The 23,342-nt window shown below is 60.7% G+C and carries 19 protein-coding genes; 14 read left to right on the top strand and 5 right to left on the bottom strand.

Features of this window, described 5'->3' with window-relative positions; all coding sequences use genetic code 11:
- Nucleotides 1-100: 100 nt before the first annotated feature.
- From ALTERO38_RS06845 to exaA, 3 genes are all read right to left on the bottom strand, one after another.
- A complete protein-coding gene (locus ALTERO38_RS06845; protein WP_159967766.1) occupies nt 101-745 on the bottom strand; it encodes a 3'-5' exonuclease in 645 nt (214 codons plus the stop codon).
- A 106-nt stretch (nt 746-851) separates the two neighbouring features.
- Nucleotides 852-1,502, bottom strand: a complete 651-nt coding sequence (locus ALTERO38_RS06840) for a pentapeptide repeat-containing protein (protein WP_159967765.1) — start codon at nt 1,500-1,502, stop codon at nt 852-854.
- A gap of 145 nt (nt 1,503-1,647) precedes the next feature.
- Entirely contained in the window at nt 1,648-3,507 is a 1,860-nt protein-coding gene (gene exaA, locus ALTERO38_RS06835; protein ID WP_159967764.1) for a quinoprotein ethanol dehydrogenase, read from the bottom strand.
- A 339-nt stretch (nt 3,508-3,846) separates the two neighbouring features.
- On the opposite strand from exaA, the gene pedF reads away from it, so the two are divergent.
- From pedF to ALTERO38_RS06795, 8 genes are all read left to right on the top strand, one after another.
- Complete coding sequence (pedF, locus tag ALTERO38_RS06830; protein WP_148924309.1) at nt 3,847-4,284, top strand: cytochrome c-550 PedF; 438 nt, start codon at nt 3,847-3,849, stop codon at nt 4,282-4,284.
- 5 nt (nt 4,285-4,289) lie between these two features.
- Entirely contained in the window at nt 4,290-5,189 is a 900-nt protein-coding gene (locus ALTERO38_RS06825; RefSeq protein ID WP_159967763.1) for an ABC transporter substrate-binding protein, read from the top strand.
- Nucleotides 5,190-5,452: 263 nt separating this feature from the next.
- On the top strand, nt 5,453-5,542 hold the full coding sequence (kdpF, locus tag ALTERO38_RS06820) for a K(+)-transporting ATPase subunit F (protein WP_063880480.1): 90 nt from the start codon (nt 5,453-5,455) through the stop codon (nt 5,540-5,542).
- A gap of 8 nt (nt 5,543-5,550) precedes the next feature.
- Nucleotides 5,551-7,248 carry a potassium-transporting ATPase subunit KdpA gene (kdpA, locus tag ALTERO38_RS06815; protein ID WP_159967762.1) on the top strand — a complete coding sequence of 566 codons (1,698 nt, stop codon included), beginning with the start codon at nt 5,551-5,553 and terminating at the stop codon, nt 7,246-7,248.
- An 11-nt stretch (nt 7,249-7,259) separates the two neighbouring features.
- On the top strand, nt 7,260-9,311 hold the full coding sequence (gene kdpB, locus ALTERO38_RS06810; protein ID WP_159967761.1) for a potassium-transporting ATPase subunit KdpB: 2,052 nt from the start codon (nt 7,260-7,262) through the stop codon (nt 9,309-9,311).
- 40 nt (nt 9,312-9,351) lie between these two features.
- Nucleotides 9,352-9,918, top strand: a complete 567-nt coding sequence (kdpC, locus tag ALTERO38_RS06805; RefSeq protein ID WP_159967760.1) for a potassium-transporting ATPase subunit KdpC — start codon at nt 9,352-9,354, stop codon at nt 9,916-9,918.
- Nucleotides 9,919-9,923: 5 nt separating this feature from the next.
- Nucleotides 9,924-12,578: a sensor histidine kinase KdpD gene (locus tag ALTERO38_RS06800; protein WP_159967759.1), complete on the top strand. Its 2,655-nt coding sequence runs from the start codon at nt 9,924-9,926 to the stop codon at nt 12,576-12,578.
- Complete coding sequence (locus ALTERO38_RS06795; RefSeq protein ID WP_159967758.1) at nt 12,575-13,264, top strand: response regulator; 690 nt, start codon at nt 12,575-12,577, stop codon at nt 13,262-13,264. Before ALTERO38_RS06800 ends, ALTERO38_RS06795 begins: the two co-directional genes overlap by 4 nt.
- 54 nt (nt 13,265-13,318) lie before the next feature.
- Here ALTERO38_RS06795 and ALTERO38_RS06790 read toward each other — a convergent pair whose 3' ends face one another.
- Both ALTERO38_RS06790 and ALTERO38_RS06785 read right to left on the bottom strand, forming a co-directional pair.
- Nucleotides 13,319-14,518, bottom strand: coding sequence for an MFS transporter (locus ALTERO38_RS06790; RefSeq protein ID WP_159967757.1), 1,200 nt, complete (start codon nt 14,516-14,518; stop codon nt 13,319-13,321).
- 188 nt (nt 14,519-14,706) lie between these two features.
- Entirely contained in the window at nt 14,707-15,942 is a 1,236-nt protein-coding gene (locus ALTERO38_RS06785) for an ABC transporter substrate-binding protein (protein ID WP_159967756.1), read from the bottom strand.
- A 284-nt stretch (nt 15,943-16,226) separates the two neighbouring features.
- On the opposite strand from ALTERO38_RS06785, the gene ALTERO38_RS06780 reads away from it, so the two are divergent.
- From ALTERO38_RS06780 to pqqC, 6 genes are all read left to right on the top strand, one after another.
- A complete protein-coding gene (locus ALTERO38_RS06780; RefSeq protein ID WP_159967755.1) occupies nt 16,227-18,005 on the top strand; it encodes a PQQ-dependent methanol/ethanol family dehydrogenase in 1,779 nt (592 codons plus the stop codon).
- A 355-nt stretch (nt 18,006-18,360) separates the two neighbouring features.
- Nucleotides 18,361-19,881 carry an aldehyde dehydrogenase family protein gene (locus tag ALTERO38_RS06775; protein ID WP_159967754.1) on the top strand — a complete coding sequence of 507 codons (1,521 nt, stop codon included), beginning with the start codon at nt 18,361-18,363 and terminating at the stop codon, nt 19,879-19,881.
- A 244-nt stretch (nt 19,882-20,125) separates the two neighbouring features.
- Nucleotides 20,126-21,241: an NADH:flavin oxidoreductase gene (locus ALTERO38_RS06770; RefSeq protein ID WP_159967753.1), complete on the top strand. Its 1,116-nt coding sequence runs from the start codon at nt 20,126-20,128 to the stop codon at nt 21,239-21,241.
- Nucleotides 21,242-21,397: 156 nt separating this feature from the next.
- Nucleotides 21,398-21,469 (top strand): pyrroloquinoline quinone precursor peptide PqqA, encoded by a 72-nt coding sequence (pqqA, locus tag ALTERO38_RS06765; RefSeq protein WP_003253598.1) that lies wholly within the window; start codon nt 21,398-21,400, stop codon nt 21,467-21,469.
- A gap of 49 nt (nt 21,470-21,518) precedes the next feature.
- A complete protein-coding gene (gene pqqB, locus ALTERO38_RS06760) occupies nt 21,519-22,430 on the top strand; it encodes a pyrroloquinoline quinone biosynthesis protein PqqB (RefSeq protein WP_159967752.1) in 912 nt (303 codons plus the stop codon).
- Nucleotides 22,431-22,524: 94 nt separating this feature from the next.
- The gene (gene pqqC, locus ALTERO38_RS06755; RefSeq protein WP_148924298.1) at nt 22,525-23,277 is read left to right on the top strand and encodes a pyrroloquinoline-quinone synthase PqqC; all 753 of its coding nucleotides are present in this window, start codon (nt 22,525-22,527) and stop codon (nt 23,275-23,277) included.
- Nucleotides 23,278-23,342: the final 65 nt, after the last annotated feature.

Here is a 23,342-nt window from a genome sequence, read left to right as displayed (position 1 = left end):
ATCCTCAAGAGTCGGTTCTTGATAGACGCCTCTGAGATAGATGGGTTGCACGCTCGGTACGATGAGTACGCAGAAGCGGCTGCGTCAGCCGGCCGCCGGGTCAGCGCTTTAGCTGCATTCCAGCAACAATCCGGTCTTCAAAAACACCTTCGTCATCGCCACTCAGGGCGAGAAAGACCATGAGTGCGGCGTAGGCATCATTCGCCGCATAAAGCCGTTGCGCATCCGTAAGTGAGCGATTGCTCCAATTCGAGGTGGATACGCTCCGTGACTTGCTCACCCGGGAGCCCAATACGGCCGCAACCGCCCCGCGTAGTCCGACCTGGCCCTTTTTGCCTTGGTAGCGCAGGGTTGTGCCTAGGTCGATGAAATACCGCATTTCGATACCCAGGCGGCTGCGCAAACGGCTGCGGTCGGTGCTCAGCCCGAACCCCACCTTCAACACCCGATCTGACTGGAGCACTGCGCTGACGGCTTCGCTACAGCCATCCGAGCCGACCTTGAACAGGTAAGCTTTCTCGGGGCTGGCAAACTGAATCAAATGCGGCCCCGTCGATACTTCACCCACCTTGAAGGTCGGTTTGGATTCGGTATCGAAGCCGACCTGCGGCCAGCCCAGCAGCTCTTCCTTGGCTTGGCTGAAGGCTTCGGGGGTTTCGGGTGTGATGATCAGATCGAGATGAAGGCCATCGAAGCGGGGCAGGGCATCCAATTCGACGACCTGCGGAATACGGATGAGGGGCATGAAGGGTTCCGGCAAGCGCTGACAAGAGCAGCGGGGTGCAGTGGCGTCGTTGATGCAGGCGAGACTATCGCACAACGCGCCCAGACGCATATTTGATGCGTATCCCTCACTTCTCCCAATCCATAGGGCAATCGATGCAGCTATCCATATTGGTACCTTGAAAGGTTGCATAGTGCCGGCGCGCGCCAGTCAGGGTGGCCTCTGCGAGGTTGGCATCGTTGAACTTGCCTTCTTGCAGGTTCGCGTCAGTCAACGTTGCGCGTGCAAGATCGGCCTTGCTCAGCCAGGTCATTTCAAGGTTGGCGGCGGTTAGATTTGCGCCCTGCATTTTCGCCCCGCTCAAACGCGCAAACTCGAGATTTGCTGCGGTCAGGTCAGCCCCGTTAAAGCGTGCGGCCTGAGCGAACAGGCCCCATCCCTGAATCGCCACCAGATGGGCATTGGTGAGGTTCGCCACCCGCAGGTTGGCTTGTTGCAGGCTGGCGCGGGTGAGGGTCGCGCCGGTCAGGTCAGCCTTTTCCAGATTAGCCAGATCGAGATTCGCATGACGCAGGTTGGCACCTGCCAGATTGGCACCGCCTAGGTCCATCTTGCGCATGTCCTGATTGCTCAGGTCGGCATTACGTAGGTCGGCGTTGGGGCATCTGCTTTCTGGCTGGATGACGCAGCCATTGATGATGGTTGGCTGATCGTCGTCAGCGAGCAACGAGGTGCTGGCGAGCAATGCAACGGGCAGCAAAAGAAGAATCGGGTTCATGGCAGCTCCGTATTCGAAGGGGGAAGGACAGCTGATGTGTGACGGCTCGATGAACCGGAGAGCGCCAACCCTTGCGGTTCAACCGAGTTGGCAACGCCAGCTGTCCAGCGCGGGTGACTGCGCCGCATCACGGCGCAGCCTCGACTTAGCGTTTGGCGGTCTGCTTGTCCCAACTCGGGATCCGGAACACCCAGAACGAGCCGCCTTGCGCAACCGGCTTGGTCAGCGCAGCCATGTCACCGCCCCACAGCGGTACGGCGCCTCCGTAGCCGACGGTCACACCGATGAATTGCTCACCGTCCTGCTCCCAGGTGATGGGCGGGGCGATGATTCCGCTGCCGGTCTGAAATTTCCACAGCTCTTCGCCGGTTTTGGCGTTGAAGGCTTTCAGGTAACCATCACCGGTCCCGGTGAATACCAGGTTGCCCTTAGTGGCAAGCACGCCAGCCCAGAGCGGCAGCGGCTCCTTGTGTTCCCAGGCGACCTTGCCCGTTGCCGGGTCCATGGCGCGAAGAATGCCGACGTGATCGTCGTACATGCGCTTGATGCGAAATCCCTGACCGAGGTAGGCATTACCCTTCTTGTAGCTGACCTCTTCGGTCCAGTAGTCCTCTTTCCAGTGGTTGGCCGGCACGTAGAACAGTCCTGTGTCCTGACTGTAGGCCATGGGATTCCAGTTTTTGCCGCCGAGAAATGGCGGCGAAACCTCCACTGATTTGCCATGCGCTTCGCCTGGCTCGGGCATGGGTGGGCGCTGGCCTTCGTTCTCGACAGGCCGACCGGTCTTCAGGTCTATGTGGCTGGCCCAGGTGATGTTGTCGACGAAAGGGAAGGCGTTCTGCAGCTTGCCGTCCTCTCGATTGACCACGTAGAAGAAGCCATTGCGGTCAGCGTGGGCCGTCGCCTTGACGGTTTTTCCGTCCTTGTTTTTGTAATCGAACAGCACCAGCTCGTTGTTGCCGGAGAAATCCCAGGCATCGTTCGGTGTGTGCTGATAGAACCACTTCACTTCGCCCGTGGTGGCGTCGACACCTACCTGCCCCGAGGTATAAAGGCTGTCGTAGTCTTTCGGCTCGCCGCCGTCAGCGGTACGCGCCCAACCGTTCCAGGGCGCCGGGTTACCCGCACCGACGATGATGGTGTTGGTCTCGGCATCGAAGCTCGCGCTCTGCCATGGGGCACCGCCGCCCTGGCTCCAGGCTTCTTTCTTGCCGGTGGGTGAATTGGGATCATCCGGCCAGGAAGGCGCTTTCACATCGCCTGTTGGTGTGCTGTCTTTTCCATTCAGCCGCCCTACATGCCCTTCGACGAAGGGACGCATCCAGACCTCTTCACCGGTGTCCGGATCGCGGGCGAACAGCTTGCCTACAATGCCGAATTCGTCGCCCGAGCTGCCATGAATCAACAGCACCTTGCCGCTTTTCTGGTCTTTGATCAGAGTTGGTGCGCCGGTCATGGTGTAACCCGCGCCGTGGTCACCGAACTTCTTCTTCCAGATGACCTTACCAGTGTCCTTGTTCAGTGCGACCACCTGGGCATCCAGCGTGCCAAAGTAGATCTTGTCGCCATAGATCGCCGCGCCTCGATTGACCACGTCACAGCAGGGGCGAATGTCCGCGGGCAGGCGGTGGGCGTAGCTCCAGAGACGTTTGCCGGTACGCGAATCGAGCGCGAACACGCGTGAGTACGAACCGGTCACGTAGATGACCCCATCGTGCACGATCGCCTGGGACTCCTGTCCTCGCTGCTTTTCATCACCGAAAGAAAAAGACCAGGCCGGGGTTAACTTGAAGACGTTTTCGTCATTTACCTGTTGCAGCGGGCTCCAGCGCTGGGCGTTGGTGCCCAGGCCGTACTGCAATACGTTTTCGGTCGAGAGGTGGTCGTTGGCTATGTCTTCCCAGGTGACATTCTTGGCAGCTGCCAAGCCGCTGATTGAGAGACCGCCAATCAGAACGGCGATGGCGAGGGAGCGTTTGCTGCCCAGGGGGGCTGTTGTTGTCATGGTTGGTTTCCCTTGGTCGATTCGGACGCGACCAGCTGTGGCGCTTGCCAGGCATCGGTTGTGCGCAGCAGCTGGTCAGGCGATTCGATTATTGGGACGGTGCCGCGACGGCTGATACGGAAAAGCTCCCGCTGATTCAGGGAAAACTTCCCAATACGGCTGTATTTTCGGCCTGCTACCTGTGTGCCACATCGGTGTTGCACGAGGCCCTACTACCAAGGGAGGAGACTCCGACAACCAAAGCAGGATTCTGCCATCAGGATGCAATGTTCAAGATGACCACCATGCGCTCCTACTGGGGCTGCCTTGCTCAGGTATTCGAACTCAACGGTGGTAGTCATGAATAATAAAACTGAATTGCGTGCGCTCTTTGCTGCTGGTCTGCTCGGCTTCGCCGGCTTTGCCTTTGCCCATGGCGATGTCACGCCGCAAACCGTGGAAACCAAAGGGCTGACGCCGCTAGGCGAAGAGTGGGTCGACGAGAACCCCTACCGCGCGCCCAGCGAAGATCATGACAAAGCTGTTGAAATCGGTTCCTCGGCCTACAACCAGAACTGCGCGCGCTGCCATGGCCTTGAGGCAATATCCGGCGGCATCGCACCCGACCTGCGTGAGCTTGAAGCGGACTACGATGGTGACGAGTGGTTCAAGGAACGTGTAATCAACGGTGCCGTTCGAGACGGCGCCGTCTACATGCCACGTATGGCCGATTACCTCAGCCAGGAAGCGCTCTGGGCGATCCGTACCTACATCGAAAGTGAAGCTGCCAAGCGGTGATCATCATGCGCCAGTTGCTTGCGGGGCTCTGCTTGTTGATGGCTTGCGCGCTGGCACAGGCGGAAGTAGTGAAGGTGCGTGCGTTCGATGACATCATCGATTCAGGCGTACTCAAGGTGGCGATGTATGAAAACTTCCCGCCTTACAGCTTCATGGCCGATGGCAAGCCGCGTGGGGTCGACTTCGACCTCGCGCAAAAACTGGCGTCCAAACTCGGGCTGAAGATCGAAGTGTTGTGGGTAACGCCAGACGAGACGCTGGATGACGACCTACGCAACTTCATCTGGAAAGGGCATTACCTGAGACCGAACGTACTGGCCGACGTGATGATGCGCGTGCCATACGATCGCGAGTTCTCCTACAAACAGAACGAGCTGGGCGAGCTGATCAACGAGCTGGTGGTCATGTTTGGTCCGTACCAGCGCGAGCGCTGGCAGTCGGCCTATGACGATCGCCGCCTGGAAGATCTCTCCAGTGTCGCGGTGTTCCGCTACCACCCGGTCGGGGTTGAAGTGGAGAGCGTTCCCTCGTTCTATTTGTCGTCGGTGTTCAACGGCAGCATCGCCAAGATGCTGCATCACTACCCGACAGCCCAGGCCGCATTCGCAGCGATGCAGGCCGGAGAAGTTGACGCGACGATGGCCATGCGCGGTGAAATCGACTGGATGCTCGGGCAGGCCAATGACAGTCATCTCAAACCTGCAGAAAACGCCTATCCGAACATGGGCAAGCAGGTATGGGAGCTGGGTATGGCCGTGCACGAATCCAATCGGCAACTGGCCTATGCGCTCGAGGGCGAGCTGGAGGGCCTGGTCAAAGACGGTGCTGTTGAAGCGATTTATGCCAACTACGGGCTGCGCTATGAACTGCCCGAGCTGTATCAGGTGCAGCTGGGCGAGAACTGACGTCCAACGGTAAACCGTTGCTTCGATTGATATCGCCGTCCTCATGGCGCTGTACAGGTGGCTTCAACCGGACGCTGCCAGGTGTTGGGTTGAAGCTGCGCTTAAGCGCATTCGGCCAGGCCGATGCGAGTGCATGAGTCAGCCGAGTCGTTTGAAAAAATACGCTTTCTTTACGCCGCTGCGCTGAAGGCGCAATCGAATCTTTACGCCCCTCGCTCTGAAACTCTCCGTACCGCACTGATGCGACCTACGGAGCTGATCCCATGACATTTCTCGACGGGCTATCGCTGGCCTTGGCCATCGCCCTGTTCATCTATCTCCTGGTTGCGCTGCTGCGCGCCGAACGCAGCTAGGAGAGCCAATGAACACTCACGATTACTGGATGATCGCGGCGTTCTTCGCGCTGGTCCTGATACCTGCCCCTTGGTTGGGACGCTACCTGTTTCGAGCCATGGAGGGTGAACGTACCTGGTTGACGCCTGTTCTCGGCCCGATCGAGCGCATCTGCTACCGCTCCGCCGGGATTGACGAACACAGCGAGCACGATTGGAAAACCTACAGCCTGGCGTTACTGGCGTTGACTGCTGTGAGCCTGGTATCGCTGTTCACGATGCTCATGTTGCAAGCCAGGCTTCCGCTCAACCCGCAAGCAGTGCCGGGCATGGCGTGGGACCTTGCTTTCAATACCGCTGTGAGCTTCGTGACCAATACCAACTGGCAAGCCTACAGCGGCGAGGCCCAGCTCAGCTATTTCAGCCAGATGGTCGGCCTTGGCGTGCAGAATTTCGTCAGTCCGGCAGTGGGGCTGGCTGTGTTGGTGGTGCTTTGTCGCGCACTGTCACGCCGTTCGGCAAAGGCAATCGGAAATTTCTGGGTCGATCTGACCCGAGCAGTGCTTTATTGCCTGTTGCCGTTCTGCGTCGTGCTTGCGCTGGTTCTGGTCTGGCAGGGGGTGCCGCAGAGTTTTTCGGGCTACGTTCAGGCCGTCACGTTGCAAGGCGGCGAGCAAACCATTCCTCTGGGGCCAGCGGCCAGCCAGATCGCAATCAAGCAACTGGGTACCAACGGCGGCGGCTTTTTCGGCGTTAACTCGGCGCATCCCTTTGAGAACCCGACCGCCTGGAGCAACCTCTTTGAGATGGTCTCGATCATCTTGATTCCCACCGCGTTGGTCTTCATGTTCGGCCATTACGTACGAGACCTGCGGCAGAGCCGGGCCATTCTTGCCTGCATGCTGACCGTGTTCGTCCTGGGCCTTGGCGTCACGCTGGCAGCCGAGCATCAAGTGAATCCAATGCTGTCCGGTCTGGCGGTTGAGCAGGTCGGGTCGATGGAGGGCAAGGAGAGCCGACTCGGTATCGCGGCCTCGGCACTATGGGCGACAACAACCAGCGCGGCGTCCAATGGCTCTGTCAACGCTATGCATGACAGCTTCAGCGCGCTGGGCGGCATGGTGCCTCTGGTCAATATGATGCTGGGCGAAATCATCTTTGGCGGCGTCGGGGCCGGGCTGTACGGCATGTTGCTATTTGTGCTGATCACGGTGTTCCTGGCTGGCCTGATGATCGGGCGCACGCCGGAATATCTGGGCAAGAAACTTGAAGCGCGCGAGGTTCGGCTGCTGGTCGCAACGCTGCTGGTGATGCCGGTGGGTGTTCTTGTGCTCACGGCTATCGGCGTCAGTCTTTCAGGGCCTGCCGAGTCGATCACCAATCCTGGGCCGCACGGCCTCAGCCAAATCCTTTACGCCTATACCTCCGGCACTGGAAACAACGGATCGGCCTTCGCCGGGTTTGGCGCGGCCACGCCTTACCACAACCTCATGATCGCGTTCGCCATGCTACTGGGCCGCTTTGGTTTCATCCTGCCGGTGCTTGCCATTGCCGGTGGCCTCGCGGCCAAGAACCGTGCGCCGATCGATGCAAACAGTTTCCCCACCCACGGGCCGATGTTCGTGCTCCTGCTGACGCTGGTGATTCTGCTCGTCGGCGGGCTCACGTTTCTGCCTGCGCTGGCACTCGGGCCGGTCGCCGAACATTTCTTGCTACAGGGCTTCTGAGGAGCGTCATGATGAACGTCCATCAAACGGCACTCGAGGGTGCCGAGCAAACCACCGCCACGTCCTTCGCTTCGCTGTGCAAGCCTGCGCTGCGCCAGGCCTTCATCAAGCTTGATCCCCGGACGTTGGCACGTTCGCCGGTCATGCTGGTGGTAGAGCTCACCGCAGTGCTGACCAGCGTGCTGTGCTTGCTGCCCAACGAGGCGGTCAGCACGGGTGTCGCCGTGCAGATCGCACTCTGGTTGTGGTTCACGGTGCTCTTTGCCAACTTTGCCGAGGCGCTGGCTGAAGGCCGCGGCAAAGCCCGCGCGGATAGCCTGAAAACCGGGTCGCAGGGTCTGGAGGCGCATCTGCGAACGGAGACCGGCGCGTTCCGAAGCATTGCCGCCAGCAGCTTGCGACGCGGAGACGTGGTGAGGGTCGAGGCCAGTGAACTGATCCCCGGTGATGGTGAAGTCATCGAGGGCATCGCCGCCGTCAACGAGGCAGCGATTACCGGTGAATCGGCACCCGTTATCCGCGAATCGGGCGGCGACCGCTCTGCGGTCACCGGCAATACGCGCGTGGTTTCCGACTGGTTGCTTGTGCGTATCAGCAGCGATCCAGGCGAGTCCACGCTGGATCGTATGATTGCGCTGGTGGAAGGCGCCAAACGACAGAAGACACCCAACGAAGTCGCGCTCGACGTTTTGCTGATCGGGCTCACGCTGATCTTTCTTGTCGTGGTTGCCACGTTGCAACCCTTTGCCCGATTCTCAGGTGGGGATCTCCCGCTGGTATACCTGGTGGCGCTGCTGGTCACGCTCATTCCTACCACCATTGGCGGCCTGCTTTCTGCCATCGGGATCGCCGGCATGGATCGACTGGTGCGGCTCAACGTCATCGCCAAGTCTGGACGGGCAGTGGAGGCCGCCGGCGATGTTCAGGTGTTGCTGCTAGACAAGACCGGCACCATCACCTTTGGCAATCGTCGTTGCACGGCCATGTTCAAGGCACCAGGCGTTTCATCGACCGAACTCTCATGGGCTGCGCTGCTGTCATCGCTGGCCGACGACACGGCAGAAGGTAAATCCATCGTTGAATATCTGCGCGGCCTTGACCCGGTAAAGGCGCCGGCTGGGCATGAAGTGGCAGGTATCCCTTTCACTGCCGAAACCCGTTTGTCGGGTGCGGATCATGAGGGCCACTGCTACCGCAAAGGCGCTGTCGATGCCGTGTTGGGCCATCTGGGACTTGTACGCGAGCAGATTCCGATGGTGCTGGCGAGAGAAATTCAAACGATTGCACAGAGCGGGGGGACGCCCTTGCTGGTATGCGCGGATGACCGCCTGCTCGGCGCGATCCATCTCAAGGACGTAGTCAAGCCGGGCATCAAAGAGCGCTTTGCCCAGCTGCGCCAGCTGGGTATACGGACCGTCATGGTCACCGGAGACAACCCCCTGACGGCCGCTGCAATTGCCGCCGAAGCGGGCGTCGATGACGTGATCGCCGAAGCGACGCCGGAAAAGAAGCTGCAGCGGATTCGCCAGGAGCAGGCAGACGGCAAGATGGTTGCGATGTGCGGTGACGGCGCCAACGACGCGCCAGCGCTGGCACAAGCGGACGTGGGCATGGCCATGAACGATGGCACTCAGGCCGCGCGCGAGGCTGCGAATCTCGTCGACCTCGACTCGGACCCGACCAAACTGCTGGATGTGGTGCAGGTGGGCAAGCAACTGCTGGTAACCCGAGGCGCATTGACCACGTTCTCGATTGCCAATGACGTGGCGAAGTACTTCGCCATCCTGCCGGCTCTTTTCATTGGCCTATACCCGCAACTTGCCGCGCTGAATGTGATGCAGCTTCACAGCGCATCGAGCGCGATCCTGTCAGCCATTGTCTTCAACGCACTGATCATCATTGCCTTGATTCCGCTGGCCCTGCGGGGCGTCAACGTCAAAGCGGCCGACTCGGCCAGCCTTTTGCGGCGCAACTTGCTGGTCTATGGCCTGGGTGGGTTGGTCGCGCCCTTCGTTGGGATCAAGTTGATCGACATGCTGCTGACTGCGGCAGATCTGGTCTGAACGCTGCCGCGCCTGACGGCGCGGCTTTTGGAGAAAAAACATGTTCAAACACATCCGTCCGGCGCTTGCAGCGCTGATCCTGATGACGCTGATAACCGGCGTGCTCCATCCATTGTCTGTTACGGCCGTGGCGCAGTTGGCGTTCGCCGAGCAGGCCAACGGAAGCTTGGTGCGCGACCGGGAGGGGCAGGTGAGAGGCAGTACGTTGCTGGCCCAGCCTTTCGACGGGCCAGAATGGTTTCAACCACGTCCGTCTGCCGCCAGCTATGCAACCGTTGCCAGCGGCGCTAGTAATCTGGCTCCGAGCAACCCGCTGTTGGTCGATCAGGTCCGTGAGCGCGTCAGCGAATGGAACGGCACGGCTCAACAGCCCGTACCGATGGAGCTGGTGACGACGTCCGGTAGCGGCCTGGATCCGCACCTCACCTTGGCCGCCGCGAAGTTTCAGGCTGTCCGTGTTGCTGCCGCTCGAGGGGTCTCTGAGCAAGCGCTGGATCGCCTGATTCAGGCGCAGCTGACGACGCCTCTTGTAGGCCCCGCGATCGTCAACGTACTGGCTCTGAACCTCGCCCTGGCGGACAATCCGCAGCCCGATTCCGGCGAGTGAAATGAATGAGCGATGCTCAACGTGCCGATGCCCTGCTTGATGACGCGCCCCGTGAAGGACGCGGGCGGCTCAAGGTATTCCTCGGCGCGGCACCTGGCGTAGGCAAGACCTACGCGATGCTTCAGGCCGCACAGCGCCAGCGACAGTTAGGGCGCGATGTGCGGATGGGGGTGATCGAGACCCACGGTCGGGCAGAAACCGAGGCGATGCGGGTCGGATTGGCGGAACAGCCGATGCGCCGCAGCGAGTATCGAGGTGTGACGCTGTTCGAAATGGACCTCGACGGCCTGCTGCAATTGCGGCCAAGTCTCGCGCTGGTCGACGAGCTGGCGCACAGCAACGCGCCCGGCAGCCGGCATGCCAAACGCTGGCAGGATGTCCTTGAGCTGCTCGAAGCGGGTATCGATGTCTACACCACCGTCAACGTTCAGCACCTCGAGAGCCTCAACGATCAGGTGCGCGGTATAACCGGTGTGCAGGTCAGGGAAACGGTCCCGGACTGGGTGCTTCATCAAGCCGACGATATTCTGCTGATCGATCTGCCGCCGCGCGAGCTGCTGGAGCGTCTTCGTGAGGGTAAGGTCTACGTGCCGGAGCAGGCGCGGGCCGCGATCGATGCCTTCTTCACTCAAACCAACCTGACCGCGCTCCGCGAATTGGCGATGCAGACCGCAGCGGCGCGAGTGGATGCAGACCTGCATCGACGCCACCGGTTGCAGGGTCAAACCGCTCCAGCAGTCCGGGGCCGCTTGCTGGTAGGGATCGATGGTGATGCCTACGCGGAAGGACTGGTCAGGCATGCAGCCCGGGTCGCTGAACGCCGGCATCTCCCATGGTCAGTCGTACATGTCGACACCGGCGCGAGTCGAGGCGAGATTCAGCTCGGCTATCTCCAGTCCGCCCAGCAACTGGCCGAACGTCTTGGCGGAGAGGTTGTGGAGTTGCGTGACGAGCGGGTGGCGCGAACGCTCATCGAACATGCCGTTGAGCGTCGCGCCACCCTCGTGTTGGTAGGCGGCGGCCGAGTCCGTCGGGTTTGGAAGTTCTCGATGCGCCGATCAATAGCTGAGCAACTGATCAAGGGAGGGCGCGGTCTGGAGATCAGTGTGCTCGGCCAAGAGCCTGCACTGGCCGCAGCACCCGTGAGAACCACCGCCACTCTGGATTGGCGTCAGTATCTGCTTGCTACGCTGGCGACCTTGACTGCCACAGGCGTGGCACTGATGTTGTCCCGCTATCTCGCGTTACCTAACATTTCGCTGGTATTCCTCGCGGCCGTGCTGGTGGTTGCCGTACGCAGCAGTCTGGGGCCGGCCCTGGCATGTGCGGGACTGTCGTTTGTTCTTTACGATTTCCTGTTCATTCCACCGACGTTCACGTTCATCGTCGCGCGTCAGGAAGACGTTCTGACGCTTATGTTTTTCCTGTTGATGGCTGTCCTTGCGGGCAATCTTGCCAGCCGCCAACGGCGACAGCTTCAGGCGTTGCGTCAGACTCAGGCGCAGACCACTGCTTTGCTCGATCTCTCGCGCCAGTTGAGTGCTGCCACCGATGTTCAGGCCGTAGGCGCTGCCGCTGTTCGCCAGTTGCAACTGGTGGCGAACCTGGAAGCCGTCATCGCGACGCGCGGCAAGCAGGGGAAATGGATGTTCATCGGGGCTGAGCCGCTGCTGGCCGAGCCGGAAAGGGGAGCTGCTGAATGGGCGTTCAAGCATGGTCAGCCAGCGGGGAAGGGAACCGACACCTTGCCCAGTGGGCAATGGTGGTGGTTGCCGTTGAGTGGCGACGGTCAGCCGCTGGGCTTGCTAGGCATTCGCCAGCTGGGTGCAGACCCGGCAGGGCTACAGAAGCGTCGCCTGATCGCTGCGCTCGCTCAACCCCTGGCGCAAGCACTGGGGCGCGCCACGCTGGCTCAGGAGTTGGAGGCGGCCCGACTGCACGGGCAGACCGAGGAGCTGCGCAGCGCGTTACTTGCATCCGTGTCCCACGATCTGCGCACGCCGCTTACAGCCATGCGTGGCTCTATCGACAGCCTGGCGAGTCTGGGGCACAGCATGAGTGAGGCGGATCGGCAGGAACTGCTTGAGGCGACGCGTGACGAAGCCGAGCGCCTTGACCGCTACATTCAAAATTTATTGGACATGACGCGCCTCGGTCACGGCGGCCTGAAGCTGATCCGTGACTGGACGACACCTGCCGACATCATCGCCAGTGCGCTGCAACGCCTGCACCGTGTGCTAGCAGACCTGCGGCTTGAGGTGCTGGTCCCCGATGATCTGCCGCTTTTGTACGTCCACCCTGCATTGGTCGAACAGGCGCTGGTCAATGTGCTGGAGAACGCGGCCCGTTTTTCTGCACCTCAAGGCAGGCTGCAGATTGCAGTCTCGACAGGAGCCGGCACCCTGCGTTTCATCGTCAGCGATGAGGGCCCAGGCGTTCCCGAGGCCGAACGTGAACGCATTTTCGACATGTTCTATACGGCCGCACGCGGCGATCGGGGCGGGCCGGGCACTGGACTCGGCCTCGCTATTTGCCAAGGCATGATCGGCGCCCATGGGGGGCGGGTGTTGGTTGCAGACGGGCTCGGCGGAAGAGGCGCGAGCGTCACCCTGGAGCTTCCGCTACAACCTCAGCCTGAGATGGAAAAGGACCTCACGTGAGTCAGCAAGCCAGCATATTGATCATCGACGATGAGCCGCAGATCAGGAAATTCCTTCGCATAAGCCTCGGCTCGCAGGGTTATCGCGTGAGCGAGAGTGGAGACGGTCAGGACGGTCTGGCCTCGGCAGCCTTGAACAAACCTGACCTGATCGTGCTCGACCTAGGCCTCCCGGACATGGATGGGCAGACTGTGCTGCGCGAATTGCGAGAGTGGAGTCAGGTGCCGGTGATCGTACTGTCGGTACGCTCGAGCGAGACCGAGAAGGTCATGGCGCTCGATGGCGGAGCGAATGACTACGTGACCAAACCATTCGGCATCCAGGAGTTCCTCGCTCGGGTCCGTGCACTGCTGCGTCAGAACCAAGGCGCGTCGAGCGGGCCGGCGCAGGCGATGTCAGGTCCGCTATGCATCGACTTCGCGTACCGACGGGTTAGCCTGGACGGGCAGGAGATCAGCCTGACCCGCAAGGAGTACGCGGTACTGGCTGAGCTTGCCCAGCACACAGGCCGGGTCGTCACGCAGCAGCAGCTGCTCAAGGACATATGGGGCCCCAGCCACAGCGGCGATACCCATTACCTGCGCGTGGTTGTCGGGCATCTGCGGCGCAAGCTCGGGGATGACCCGTCCGCGCCGCGGTTCATCATTACCGAGGCGGGAGTGGGCTACCGCTTGGTCACGGACTAGACGTTCCGGGTTACATCTCAAATTCGTTGGCCTGGGTGTCGGTTCGCAGCGCGCTCAGGCTGGCTGCATTCGCGGATGCCGGAAAAACCACACGGCCAGCGGCGTAGCGAGTGCTACCACCATCCAGCCCAGCAAGCTGATCGCAACAGGCAGACCGTAGTGGTCGGCGACCCAGCCGACGCCGAGCAAGGGCACGATGCTGCCAACGTAGCCGCACACCAGATAGGTCGAAATCAGCCCCGAGCGCTCGGCAGGGCTGGCAATACGGTTGACCATGCTGATACCGGCCAACAGGCACATGCCATGGCCCGCAGCAGCAGCGCAGACCCCAATGATGAATACCAGCGACGAGCCGGCCGTGAAGTTGAGTACGAGCATTGCGTTACTCAACACCACTGACAACAGACCGAGCAGTCCGCACCAGCGCAGACTCATCCGCGCGCAGGCCAGTTGCATCATGGCGGAAGCCAGCAGAATGACGCCAATGGAGGTGCCGCTCACCACCGGGCCATGCCAGGGCAGTATCTTCTCTAGAAACAGCGGGGCCATCGACGCGTAGATCCCGAATACGCCAAAGGCGAAAAAAGGGCACACACAGGTCAGCAGAAACGCCAGCGAATCCTGGCGTGAGGCCCAGGTCAGCCGCGGAATGAACGTACGTAAACCCAGTGGTGCGGCTGCGCTGAGCTCTGGATGCGGCTTGAGCTGCACCCGTATCAAGGCGTAGACACCCAGCACGCCGAGGATCAAGGACGGGATGTAGGTGGTTTTCAGCGGGTGCGCGAACCACTGGCCAATGACGCCGCCAGTAAGCGGGCCAAGGCCGAAGCCCAAGGCAAGCAGGAAGCTGGTGATCATCGATATCCGCTGCGACGCGCCATCACGGGAAATCTGCACCAGGCCCACTGACGCGCTGGTCACGATCAGGCTTGAAGAAAGACCGACCGCAAAACGGCCGATGTTGAGGCTCGGCAGGTTCCACGCCAGCATCGTCACCAGCGTCCCAGCCCAACCGAGCAGCAAGCCACTGAGCATGACCTTGCGAAAGCCCAGGGTGTCGGACAGGCGGCCCATGAACAACAGCCCGAAAAGCGCCCCTGCCATATAGATGATGTAAATCAGCGATATATCGCTGGTACGAAGCTGCCACGCCTGCTTGTACAGCGGGTATAGCGGCGAGATGAGCGCTGTGCCCATGACACCGACGCACATGGCGAAGCACACCCAGGGAAAAGGGGACCACGTTTGTTTCATTGATAAAGCCCGATTTGACGTGAGAATGGCGTCATTCCAGCGCTGCCCCGCATGGGGACATGAACGCCCTGATCATTAGGCGCCTACTGTATCGGCTCGAATTGAACTCCGGGCATTCATTCGTTCGGTGATTAACGACCCATGAGCCCGGCGTTCAAACTGTGGTGTTCCCTTGCGCAACGCAGTGCCTAGCGCAAGATCAGCTCGTCACCGCGCTCCTCGTGCCAATCATCGAGGCTTGGGGCTGCCGCTTCGCCATCCATGCGATGGATGATGGTGAAGTAATCCTGCTTGAACCTGTCCTGCATGATCTCATCACGCGATCGGACCCGGACAGCGTAGATGCTCTGAACATTCTGATGGTCGAAGCTGCGCCAGTACTGTTCGTCCTTGAGCAGGCTGTAGTGATGGTCTTCCAGCGCCTTGATGACTTTTTCGCTGTGCAGGCTGCCTGCACGCTGTACCGCCTCAGCCCATTGCTGAACGATGGCGAAGGCGGATGCGGCTGTACTGTCGGGGTAGCGCTGATGCTGGGCGATAAAGGCATCGACGAAGGCCTGGCCCTGCTCGCTTTTGACCAGGGCCGGGACGCGCCAGGTCCAGGCTGCCGTGCCAATAACATGCTCCATCACCTGTGGGCCTGCCTGCTCGACGATGCTGCCGGTCAGGTTGGGCACGATGATCTGCATCCGCTGGTCGAGCTTGAGGTCATGCGCCAGACGCATGGTCTGCACCAGATCCTGGCCGAGCAGGATGACGACCAATACATCGGCGTCACTGGCCGCGGCCTTCTTCAGCGCGGCGCGATACTCCTCATGGTGTGCGCCCCTGGCACTGATGCGCGAGAAACCGTGGCGAGCTCGGTCCCGGCTGCGGGTGGCCTCGCGCAGTGCCTGCTCCATGCTGTGGCCCCAGGTGTCGTCAAGGCTGACGTAGTGGTAGCGACGGTTCGGCAGATGCCAGCTCAGGTACTCGCCTAGCACGCGTGCACTCATCAAGGCACTGTTGGTTTCACGGAACAGGTAGCGCTGGCCGTCGTGCCCGGTGATTGCGTTGGCGTAACCCAGCGTAGGGAAGAACAACATGCCCAGCTCGCGGGCGCGCTGGCCGGCGGCTATGGCCTCCTCGCTGGTGGCACCGCCAAAGGCCATCGAGGCACCTTTGGCGGCAAACTTGTCGATGTTGGCCCGCGCCTTTTCTTCGCGGGCGGCTGAGTTGCGGCTGATCAGCTCGAGCGGTCTACCCAGCACGCCGCCCTGTTGGTTGATGGTCTCGATGGCGAGGAGGGCGCCGCGGCGCAGCTCAAGACCTTCACTCTTGTAGTTGCCGGTGCTTGGGTAATTCAAGCCCAGCCGAATTGGCTGAGCGGCGTTGGCGGTGGCAGCCAATGCCAACAGGATGCTGCAGATGATGAGGCGGCGCATGGCTCGTGTCCTTGTGAGCAGAGGGGCGTCCGTTGTAAGCCTCGAACTCGGCGCGAGAAATTGTCTTTTCGGGCACACCGACCCCAACTTCGGTGCCGGTGTGGTCGCCCGGCTCTGTCATCACGATGCACGGATGGCGTGGCCTACGGCGAGTATTGCTACCAAGGGAGGAGAAAAATCGGTACTGCGTGTAATTGTTGCAGGAGCGGCTAGATCCAAGAATCGCTACTAGACCGGGAAAACTTCCCGGCGACGATAACAATGAACCCGTAGAGGTAGCCGCAATGAAGCACACCGGTCTTCGCAAGCCCTTCGCCCTGACAGCGCTTTGCGCCGCCATGGCCGTGTCCAGCGTGTCGGCATGGGCAGTCACCGATCAGGAAATTCTCGATGACGCCAAGTCCACCGATCAGATCGTTACCAACGGCCTGGGGCTGCAAGGCCAGCGCTACAGCACCCTGGATGCCCTGAACACCGAAAACGTCAGTCAGCTTCGCCCGGTCTGGGGCTTTTCCCTGGGGGGCGAAAAGCAACGTGGCCAGGAAGCGCAGCCACTGATCAAAGACGGCGTGATGTACCTCACCGGCTCCTACTCCCGCGTGTTTGCGGTCGATGCCCGCACCGGCAAGGAACTGTGGCAGTACGACGCTCGCCTGCCGGACGGCATCATGCCTTGCTGTGACGTGATCAACCGTGGCGTAGCCCTGTATGACGACCTGGTGATTTTCGGCACCCTGGACGCCAAGCTGGTCGCGCTGAACAAGGACACCGGCAAGGTCGTCTGGAAAAAGACCGTGGCCGACTATAAGGCTGGCTACTCCATCTCGGCCGCTCCGATGGTGGTCAAGGGCAAACTGATCACCGGCCTGGCCGGCGGTGAGTTCGGCGTTGTAGGCATGATCCAGGCCTTCAATCCCAAGAACGGCGAACTGCTGTGGACTCGTCCGACCGTCGAAGGTCATATGGGCTACGTGATGAAGGACGGCAAAAAGGTCGAGAACGGCATTTCCGGCGGCGAAGCCGGCAAGACCTGGCCCGGCGACCTGTGGAAGACCGGCGGTGCAGCGCCTTGGCTGGGTGGCTACTACGATCCGGACACCGACTCGCTGCTGTTCGGCACCGGTAACCCTTCGCCGTGGAACTCGCACCTGCGCCCAGGCGACAACCTTTATTCCTCTTCGCGCCTGGCGCTGGACCCGGACGACGGTTCGATCAAATGGCACTTCCAGTCCACGCCGCATGACGGCTGGGACTATGACGGTGTCAACGAGCTGATCTCCTTCGATTACAAGGAGAACGGCAAAACCGTCAAAGCAGCCGGTACTGCGGACCGTAACGGCTTCTTCTATGTACTGGATCGCACCAACGGCAAGTTCATCCGCGGCTTCCCGTTCGTTGACAAGATCACCTGGGCCAAGGGTCTGGACAAGGATGGCCGTCCGATCTACGACGACGCCAACCGTCCCGGCGCACCAGGAGAGGCGGACAAGGGCAAGTCCGTCACCGTGGCGCCATCGTTCCTCGGCGGCAAGAACTGGATGCCAATGGCGTACAGCCAGGACACCGGACTGTTCTACGTGCCGTCTAACGAATGGGCCATGGACATCTGGAACGAAGGCGTCGCTTACAAGAAGGGCGCGGCTTATCTGGGTGCCGGCTTCACCATCCATCCGCTGAACGAGGAATACATTGGCGTGCTGCGCGCCATTGATCCGAAAACCGGCAAGGAAGTCTGGCGCTACAAGAACTACGCGCCGCTGTGGGGTGGCGTACTGGCAACCAAGGGCAATCTGGTGTTCACCGGTAACCCTGAAGGCTTCCTGATGGCGTTCAATGCCAAGACGGGTGAGAAGGTCTACGAGTTCAACACCGGCTCCGGCGTGATCGGTTCTCCGGTTACCTGGGAAATGGATGGCGAACAGTACGTTTCGGTCCTTTCCGGCTGGGGCGGCGCTGTACCGCTCTGGGGCGGCGAAGTCGCCAAGCGCATCAAGGACTTCAACCAGGGTGGCATGGTCTGGACCTTCAAATTGCCGAAGGATGAGGTCGTAGCCAAGCGCTAAGCGGCAATTCAACGGGGCCGATATCCGGCCTCAATGCTGCAAAAACCCGCCCACTCGTGGCGGGTTTTTTGTTTGTGGAGCGGAACCGTCAAAAGTGCTGACCGACTCTTGCACTGTGACTTGGCGACCTAACAGGAACCACTCGGCACTCGACTGTTTCGCCCGTTTTGGTCGGTTCGCATTAGTGGTGCATCACACCGAGACTCGTACAGCTCCATTGCATCTACTACCAAATGAGGAACGCATCTGTCCCTTGGGTGCATTCCGGGCAAGCGGTTGGGCTGCCTAAGATCGTCCCATGTCCTGTCCATGTTCGGTCAGGCTCCGACAAGCAGAAAAATTAGAGAGGCCGCTCATGATTTACGCCCAACCCGGTAAAGAAGGTTCCGTCATTACGTTCAAGCCACGTTATGGCAACTTCATCGGTGGTGAATTCGTTCCGCCGGTCAAGGGTGAGTATTTCGTCAACACCTCGCCGGTCAACGGAGAAGTCATCGCCGAATTCCCGCGCTCCGGGGTCGAGGATGTCGAGCACGCTCTGGATGCCGCCCACGCCGCCGCTGATGCCTGGGGCAAGACCTCTGTGCAGGACCGCGCTCTGGTGCTGCTGAAAATCGCCGACCGTATCGAAGCCAACCTGGAAAAACTGGCCATCGCCGAGACCTGGGACAACGGCAAGGCGGTCCGCGAAACATTGAACGCCGACGTGCCGCTCGCGGCTGACCATTTCCGTTACTTCGCCGGTTGCATCCGTGCGCAGGAAGGCAGCGCCGCTGAAATCAACGAGCACACCGCGGCTTATCACTTCCACGAGCCCCTGGGTGTAGTCGGTCAGATCATTCCGTGGAACTTCCCGTTGCTGATGGCTGCGTGGAAGCTCGCTCCGGCCTTGGCCGCGGGTAACTGCATCGTGCTCAAGCCGGCCGAACAGACGCCGCTGTCGATCATGGTCTTTGCCGAGCTGGTCAGTGACTTGCTGCCACCAGGCGTGCTGAACATCGTTCAAGGCTTCGGCCGCGAAGCAGGACAGGCGCTGGCTACCAGCACCCGTATCGCCAAGATCGCGTTCACCGGCTCCACCCCGGTTGGTTCGCACATCATGCGCTGCGCTGCCGAAAACATCATTCCAAGCACCGTGGAGCTGGGTGGCAAGAGCCCGAACATCTTCTTCGAAGACATCATGAATGCTGAACCGGCATTCATCGAAAAAGCCGCTGAAGGTCTGGTACTGGCGTTCTTTAACCAGGGTGAAGTGTGCACCTGCCCGTCGCGTGCACTGATTCAGGAGTCGATCTTCGAACCCTTCATGGAAGTGGTAATGAAGAAGATCAAGGCGATCAAACGTGGCAACCCGCTCGATACCGACACCATGGTCGGCGCTCAGGCCTCCGAACAGCAGTTCGACAAGATCCTGTCGTACATGGAAATCGCTCAGCAGGAAGGTGCTGAGATCCTCACAGGCGGTGCCGCCGAGAAGCTCGAAGGCGGCCTGGCGACCGGTTATTACGTGCAGCCGACCCTGATCAAGGGCCACAACAAGATGCGCGTGTTCCAGGAAGAGATCTTTGGGCCAGTGGTTGGGGTTGCGACCTTCAAGGACGAGGCCGAAGCCTTGGCGATTGCCAACGACACCGAGTTCGGTCTCGGTGCTGGCGTCTGGACCCGCGACATCAACCGCGCCTACCGCATGGGCCGTGGCATCAAGGCCGGTCGCGTCTGGACCAACTGCTATCACCTGTACCCAGCGCACGCGGCGTTCGGCGGCTACAAGAAGTCCGGTGTTGGTCGTGAAACCCACAAGATGATGCTCGATCACTATCAGCAGACCAAGAACCTGCTGATCAGCTACGACATCAACCCGCTGGGCTTCTTCTAAGCGCGCGGCACTGCAACTTGAGAGACCCGGCGCGTTCGCTCCAGCGCGCCGGCTGACTTGCTCGCACGCGATCAGTGCGGGGACCCTCGACCGACCGGGTGCGGCAGGTGGTCCATCAACGCAACGCGGCCCCAAAGGCCGCGTTTTTTTATGTCCTCGCAAAACCAAGCGCACTCGTGTGGCGAACTCCAGCGCTCGTTGCGCCTCAGATTCAGCATGACCCGCGTCTCATGAGGACTTGCTGATGCCCAAATTGCTCGAACCTGCCCAGCTGAATCAGCTGCGCCTGCGCAACCGCGCCGTGCTGGCTCCGATGACCCGCGTAAGCGCCGAGCCGGAAGGGCAACCGAACGAATTGATGCGTGACTACTACCAGGCGTTTGCCGAGGGCGGATTCGGCCTTTTGATTACCGAAGGCACCTACACAGACATCGCTTACAGCCAGGGTTACCTGAACCAGCCAGGCCTGGCCACCGAGGCACAACGTGACAGCTGGAAGCCGATTGTCAGTGCGGTCCATCAGGCCGGTGCAGCCATCATTGCCCAGCTGATGCACGGCGGCGCCCAGACCCAGGGCAACATCCATCACGCCCGTCACGTAGCCCCATCGGCAGTCCAGCCTGGCGGGCGGCAGTTGAGCTTCTACGGCGGCGAAGGCCCTTACGCAACGCCGGCGGAGATGACCGAGGCAGAAATCCAAGAAGCGATCACCGGCTTCGTCCAGTCAGCAAAACATGCACGCGACGCCGGTTTCGATGGGGTGGAGTTGCACGGCGCCAATGGTTATCTGTTGCACGAGTTCATGACAGCCGAGTTCAATCAGCGCATCGATCGGTGGGGCGGTGACTACAAGGCGAGACTGGCCCTGCCGCTGGAAATCATCCGCGCGGTACGTGAAGCGGTCGGGCCGGACTTTGTCGTGGGTATGCGGCTGTCACAAGGCATGGTCACTGACAGCCGGCTCAAATGGGACGGGGGCCTTGAGGCCGCGCGCTATCGTATCGCCACGCTAGCCGCCGCCGGGCTCGACTATATCCACGTAACCGAAGCCGACATCAGTGCCCCGGCATTCGAGGAGGGCGAGAGTCTGACGGCTATTGCCAAAGGTGCCGTCGAGATTCCGATCATCGGCAACGGCGCCATCGGCACCGGTGATCAGGCGCAACAACTGCTCGACGCTGGCGTGCTGGACTTCGTGGCGATAGGCAAGGCGGCGCTGGCCAATCATGACTGGCCGCTGCGTGTACAGGACCAGGCCCCGCTGACCGCGTTCGACTTCGATATGTTCTCGCCGATGGCGACAATCACCAACGAGCTGGCCTGGCGCGGCACCCACGGCCGCTCTGCTGTGCGCCGCTGAGCAGGCAGGTTAGCGCGCGTTACGAAAACGGAGGCAGTCGAGGCACTACCAATGCAGAGCGCTGTCTCCTTCCAAAGTACCATTCCGCTTTTGACGGATCAGGGTGCTTAATGAGTTGCCGGAATACTTCCGTCATCACAAAAAGAGGAATCAGCCATGTGGACTAAACCTGCTTTTACCGACCTGCGCATTGGTTTCGAAGTCACCATGTACTTCGCCAATCGCTGATTGAACTGCCCCGGCCCCGGTCGGGGCTCCGTTTTTTTGGGAGCTGCCCATGTTCATCCAGATTTTAGGTTCTGCTGCTGGCGGCGGCTTTCCTCAGTGGAACTGTAATTGTGCCAACTGCGCCGGGCTGCGAGCCGGCACGCTCCGTGCTCAGGCGCGCACCCAGTCGTCCATCGCCATCAGCGACAATGGCGAGGATTGGATCTTGTGCAACGCCTCGCCTGATATCCGCGCGCAGCTCGAAGCCTTTCCCAAGCTGCAGCCGGCACGGGCGCCGCGCGACACGGCGATTGGCGCCATCATTCTGCTGGACAGCCAGATCGACCACACTACCGGTCTGCTGACACTGCGCGAAGGTTGCCCGCACCAGGTTTGGTGCACCGAGATGGTCCACCAGGACCTCACCACGGGTTTCCCGCTGTTCAACATGCTGGAACACTGGAACGGCGGACTGCGCTGGAATCGGATTGCGCTGGAAGGCAGCTTCCGCATTCCGACTTGCCCGCAGCTCGAAATCACGCCGATCCCGCTGCGCAGCTCGGCGCCGCCGTATTCGCCGCACCGCAACGACCCGCATCCCGGTGACAACATCGGCCTGCTGATCGTGGACCATAACACCGGCGGCAAGCTGTTCTACGCACCGGGCCTCGGTAAGGTCAGCCCTGAGCTGCTGGAGCTGATGCGAGGTGCAGACTGCCTGCTGGTTGACGGTACGCTCTGGCGCGACGACGAAATGCAGGTGCGCGAAGTCGGGACCAAGCTGGGCTCCGAAATGGGCCACCTGCAACAAAGCGGGCCTGGCGGCATGATCGAAGTGCTCGACGGTATGCCCGCCGCACGCAAGATTCTCATCCACATCAACAACACCAATCCGATCCTCGACGAGGATTCCGCTGAACGCGCAGTGCTCGAGGAGCATGGGATCGAGGTTTCGTTCGATGGCATGAGTATCGAGCTGTAGCCTGCATCCGCCCGCGATCACCAGAGAACTCAGTGGCTGAAGGTGCTCACCTGTGCCTGAAGGAACAGCCCGCACAACCCGTAAGGAAGTTTTTATGACCCTGCCAGCCATGACTCCGTCCGAGTTCGAAGCAGCGCTACGCGCCAAGGGCGACTACTACCACATTCATCATCCGTTTCACCGCGCCATGTACGAAGGCCGCTCGACCCGCGAGCAGATTCAGGGCTGGGTCGCCAATCGCTTCTACTATCAGGTCTGCATCCCGGTGAAGGATGCGGCGATCATGGCTAACTGTCCGGATCGCGATACCCGCCGGGAGTGGGTCCAGCGCATCATCGATCATGATGGAGGCCCAGGCGAGGAGGGCGGCATCGAGGCCTGGCTGCGCTTGGCCGAGTCGGTGGGCCTGGACCGCGAGCAGGTGCTGTCGCAGGAACTGGTGCTGCCGGGCGTGCGCTTCGCCGTCGACGCCTATGTCAATTTCGCCCGCCGCGCCGTCTGGCAGGAGGCTGCCAGCAGTTCACTCACCGAGCTGTTCGCCCCGACCATTCACCAATCCCGTCTGGACGCGTGGCCACAGCACTACAGCTGGATTGATGCGTCCGGTTACGACTACTTCCGCAAACGCTTGAAGGAAGCGCGCCGCGACGTCGAGCACGGCTTGCGCATCACGCTCGAGCACTACAAGACGCGAGAAGCACAGGAGCGCATGCTGAATATTCTTCAGTTCAAACTGGACGTCCTCTGGAGCATGCTGGATGCCATGAGCATGGCTTATGAGCTGGACCGTCCGCCGTACCATACGGTGACCCGTGAGCGCGTCTGGCATAAGGGCATCAGCTTTTAACCGGCTGACTGAACGGCCTGATGAGCCCTGGGACGGCAGCCCACCGCCCCATACCGATGATGTAT

This window comes from Pseudomonas sp. 9Ag, from assembly GCF_902506445.1.
Classification (GTDB): domain Bacteria; phylum Pseudomonadota; class Gammaproteobacteria; order Pseudomonadales; family Pseudomonadaceae; genus Stutzerimonas; species Stutzerimonas stutzeri_AB.
The sequence above is the reverse complement of the archived record's forward strand: the minus strand, read 5'-3'. Positions and strand labels throughout refer to the sequence as shown.

Excerpts from the sequence above, each read along its gene's own strand:
- ALTERO38_RS06845 (WP_159967766.1), bottom strand. The coding sequence starts at position 745 with ATGCCCCTCATCCGTATTCCGCAGGTCGTCGAATTGGATGCCCTGCCC.
- ALTERO38_RS06840 (WP_159967765.1), bottom strand. The coding sequence starts at position 1,502 with ATGAACCCGATTCTTCTTTTGCTGCCCGTTGCATTGCTCGCCAGCACC.
- exaA (WP_159967764.1), bottom strand. The coding sequence starts at position 3,507 with ATGACAACAACAGCCCCCCTGGGCAGCAAACGCTCCCTCGCCATCGCC.
- pedF (WP_148924309.1), top strand. The coding sequence starts at position 3,847 with ATGAATAATAAAACTGAATTGCGTGCGCTCTTTGCTGCTGGTCTGCTC.
- ALTERO38_RS06825 (WP_159967763.1), top strand. The coding sequence starts at position 4,290 with ATGCGCCAGTTGCTTGCGGGGCTCTGCTTGTTGATGGCTTGCGCGCTG.
- kdpF (WP_063880480.1), top strand. The coding sequence starts at position 5,453 with ATGACATTTCTCGACGGGCTATCGCTGGCCTTGGCCATCGCCCTGTTC.
- kdpA (WP_159967762.1), top strand. The coding sequence starts at position 5,551 with ATGAACACTCACGATTACTGGATGATCGCGGCGTTCTTCGCGCTGGTC.
- kdpB (WP_159967761.1), top strand. The coding sequence starts at position 7,260 with ATGAACGTCCATCAAACGGCACTCGAGGGTGCCGAGCAAACCACCGCC.
- kdpC (WP_159967760.1), top strand. The coding sequence starts at position 9,352 with ATGTTCAAACACATCCGTCCGGCGCTTGCAGCGCTGATCCTGATGACG.
- ALTERO38_RS06800 (WP_159967759.1), top strand. The coding sequence starts at position 9,924 with ATGAGCGATGCTCAACGTGCCGATGCCCTGCTTGATGACGCGCCCCGT.
- ALTERO38_RS06790 (WP_159967757.1), bottom strand. The coding sequence starts at position 14,518 with ATGAAACAAACGTGGTCCCCTTTTCCCTGGGTGTGCTTCGCCATGTGC.
- ALTERO38_RS06785 (WP_159967756.1), bottom strand. The coding sequence starts at position 15,942 with ATGCGCCGCCTCATCATCTGCAGCATCCTGTTGGCATTGGCTGCCACC.
- ALTERO38_RS06780 (WP_159967755.1), top strand. The coding sequence starts at position 16,227 with ATGAAGCACACCGGTCTTCGCAAGCCCTTCGCCCTGACAGCGCTTTGC.
- ALTERO38_RS06775 (WP_159967754.1), top strand. The coding sequence starts at position 18,361 with ATGATTTACGCCCAACCCGGTAAAGAAGGTTCCGTCATTACGTTCAAG.
- ALTERO38_RS06770 (WP_159967753.1), top strand. The coding sequence starts at position 20,126 with ATGCCCAAATTGCTCGAACCTGCCCAGCTGAATCAGCTGCGCCTGCGC.
- pqqB (WP_159967752.1), top strand. The coding sequence starts at position 21,519 with ATGTTCATCCAGATTTTAGGTTCTGCTGCTGGCGGCGGCTTTCCTCAG.
- pqqC (WP_148924298.1), top strand. The coding sequence starts at position 22,525 with ATGACCCTGCCAGCCATGACTCCGTCCGAGTTCGAAGCAGCGCTACGC.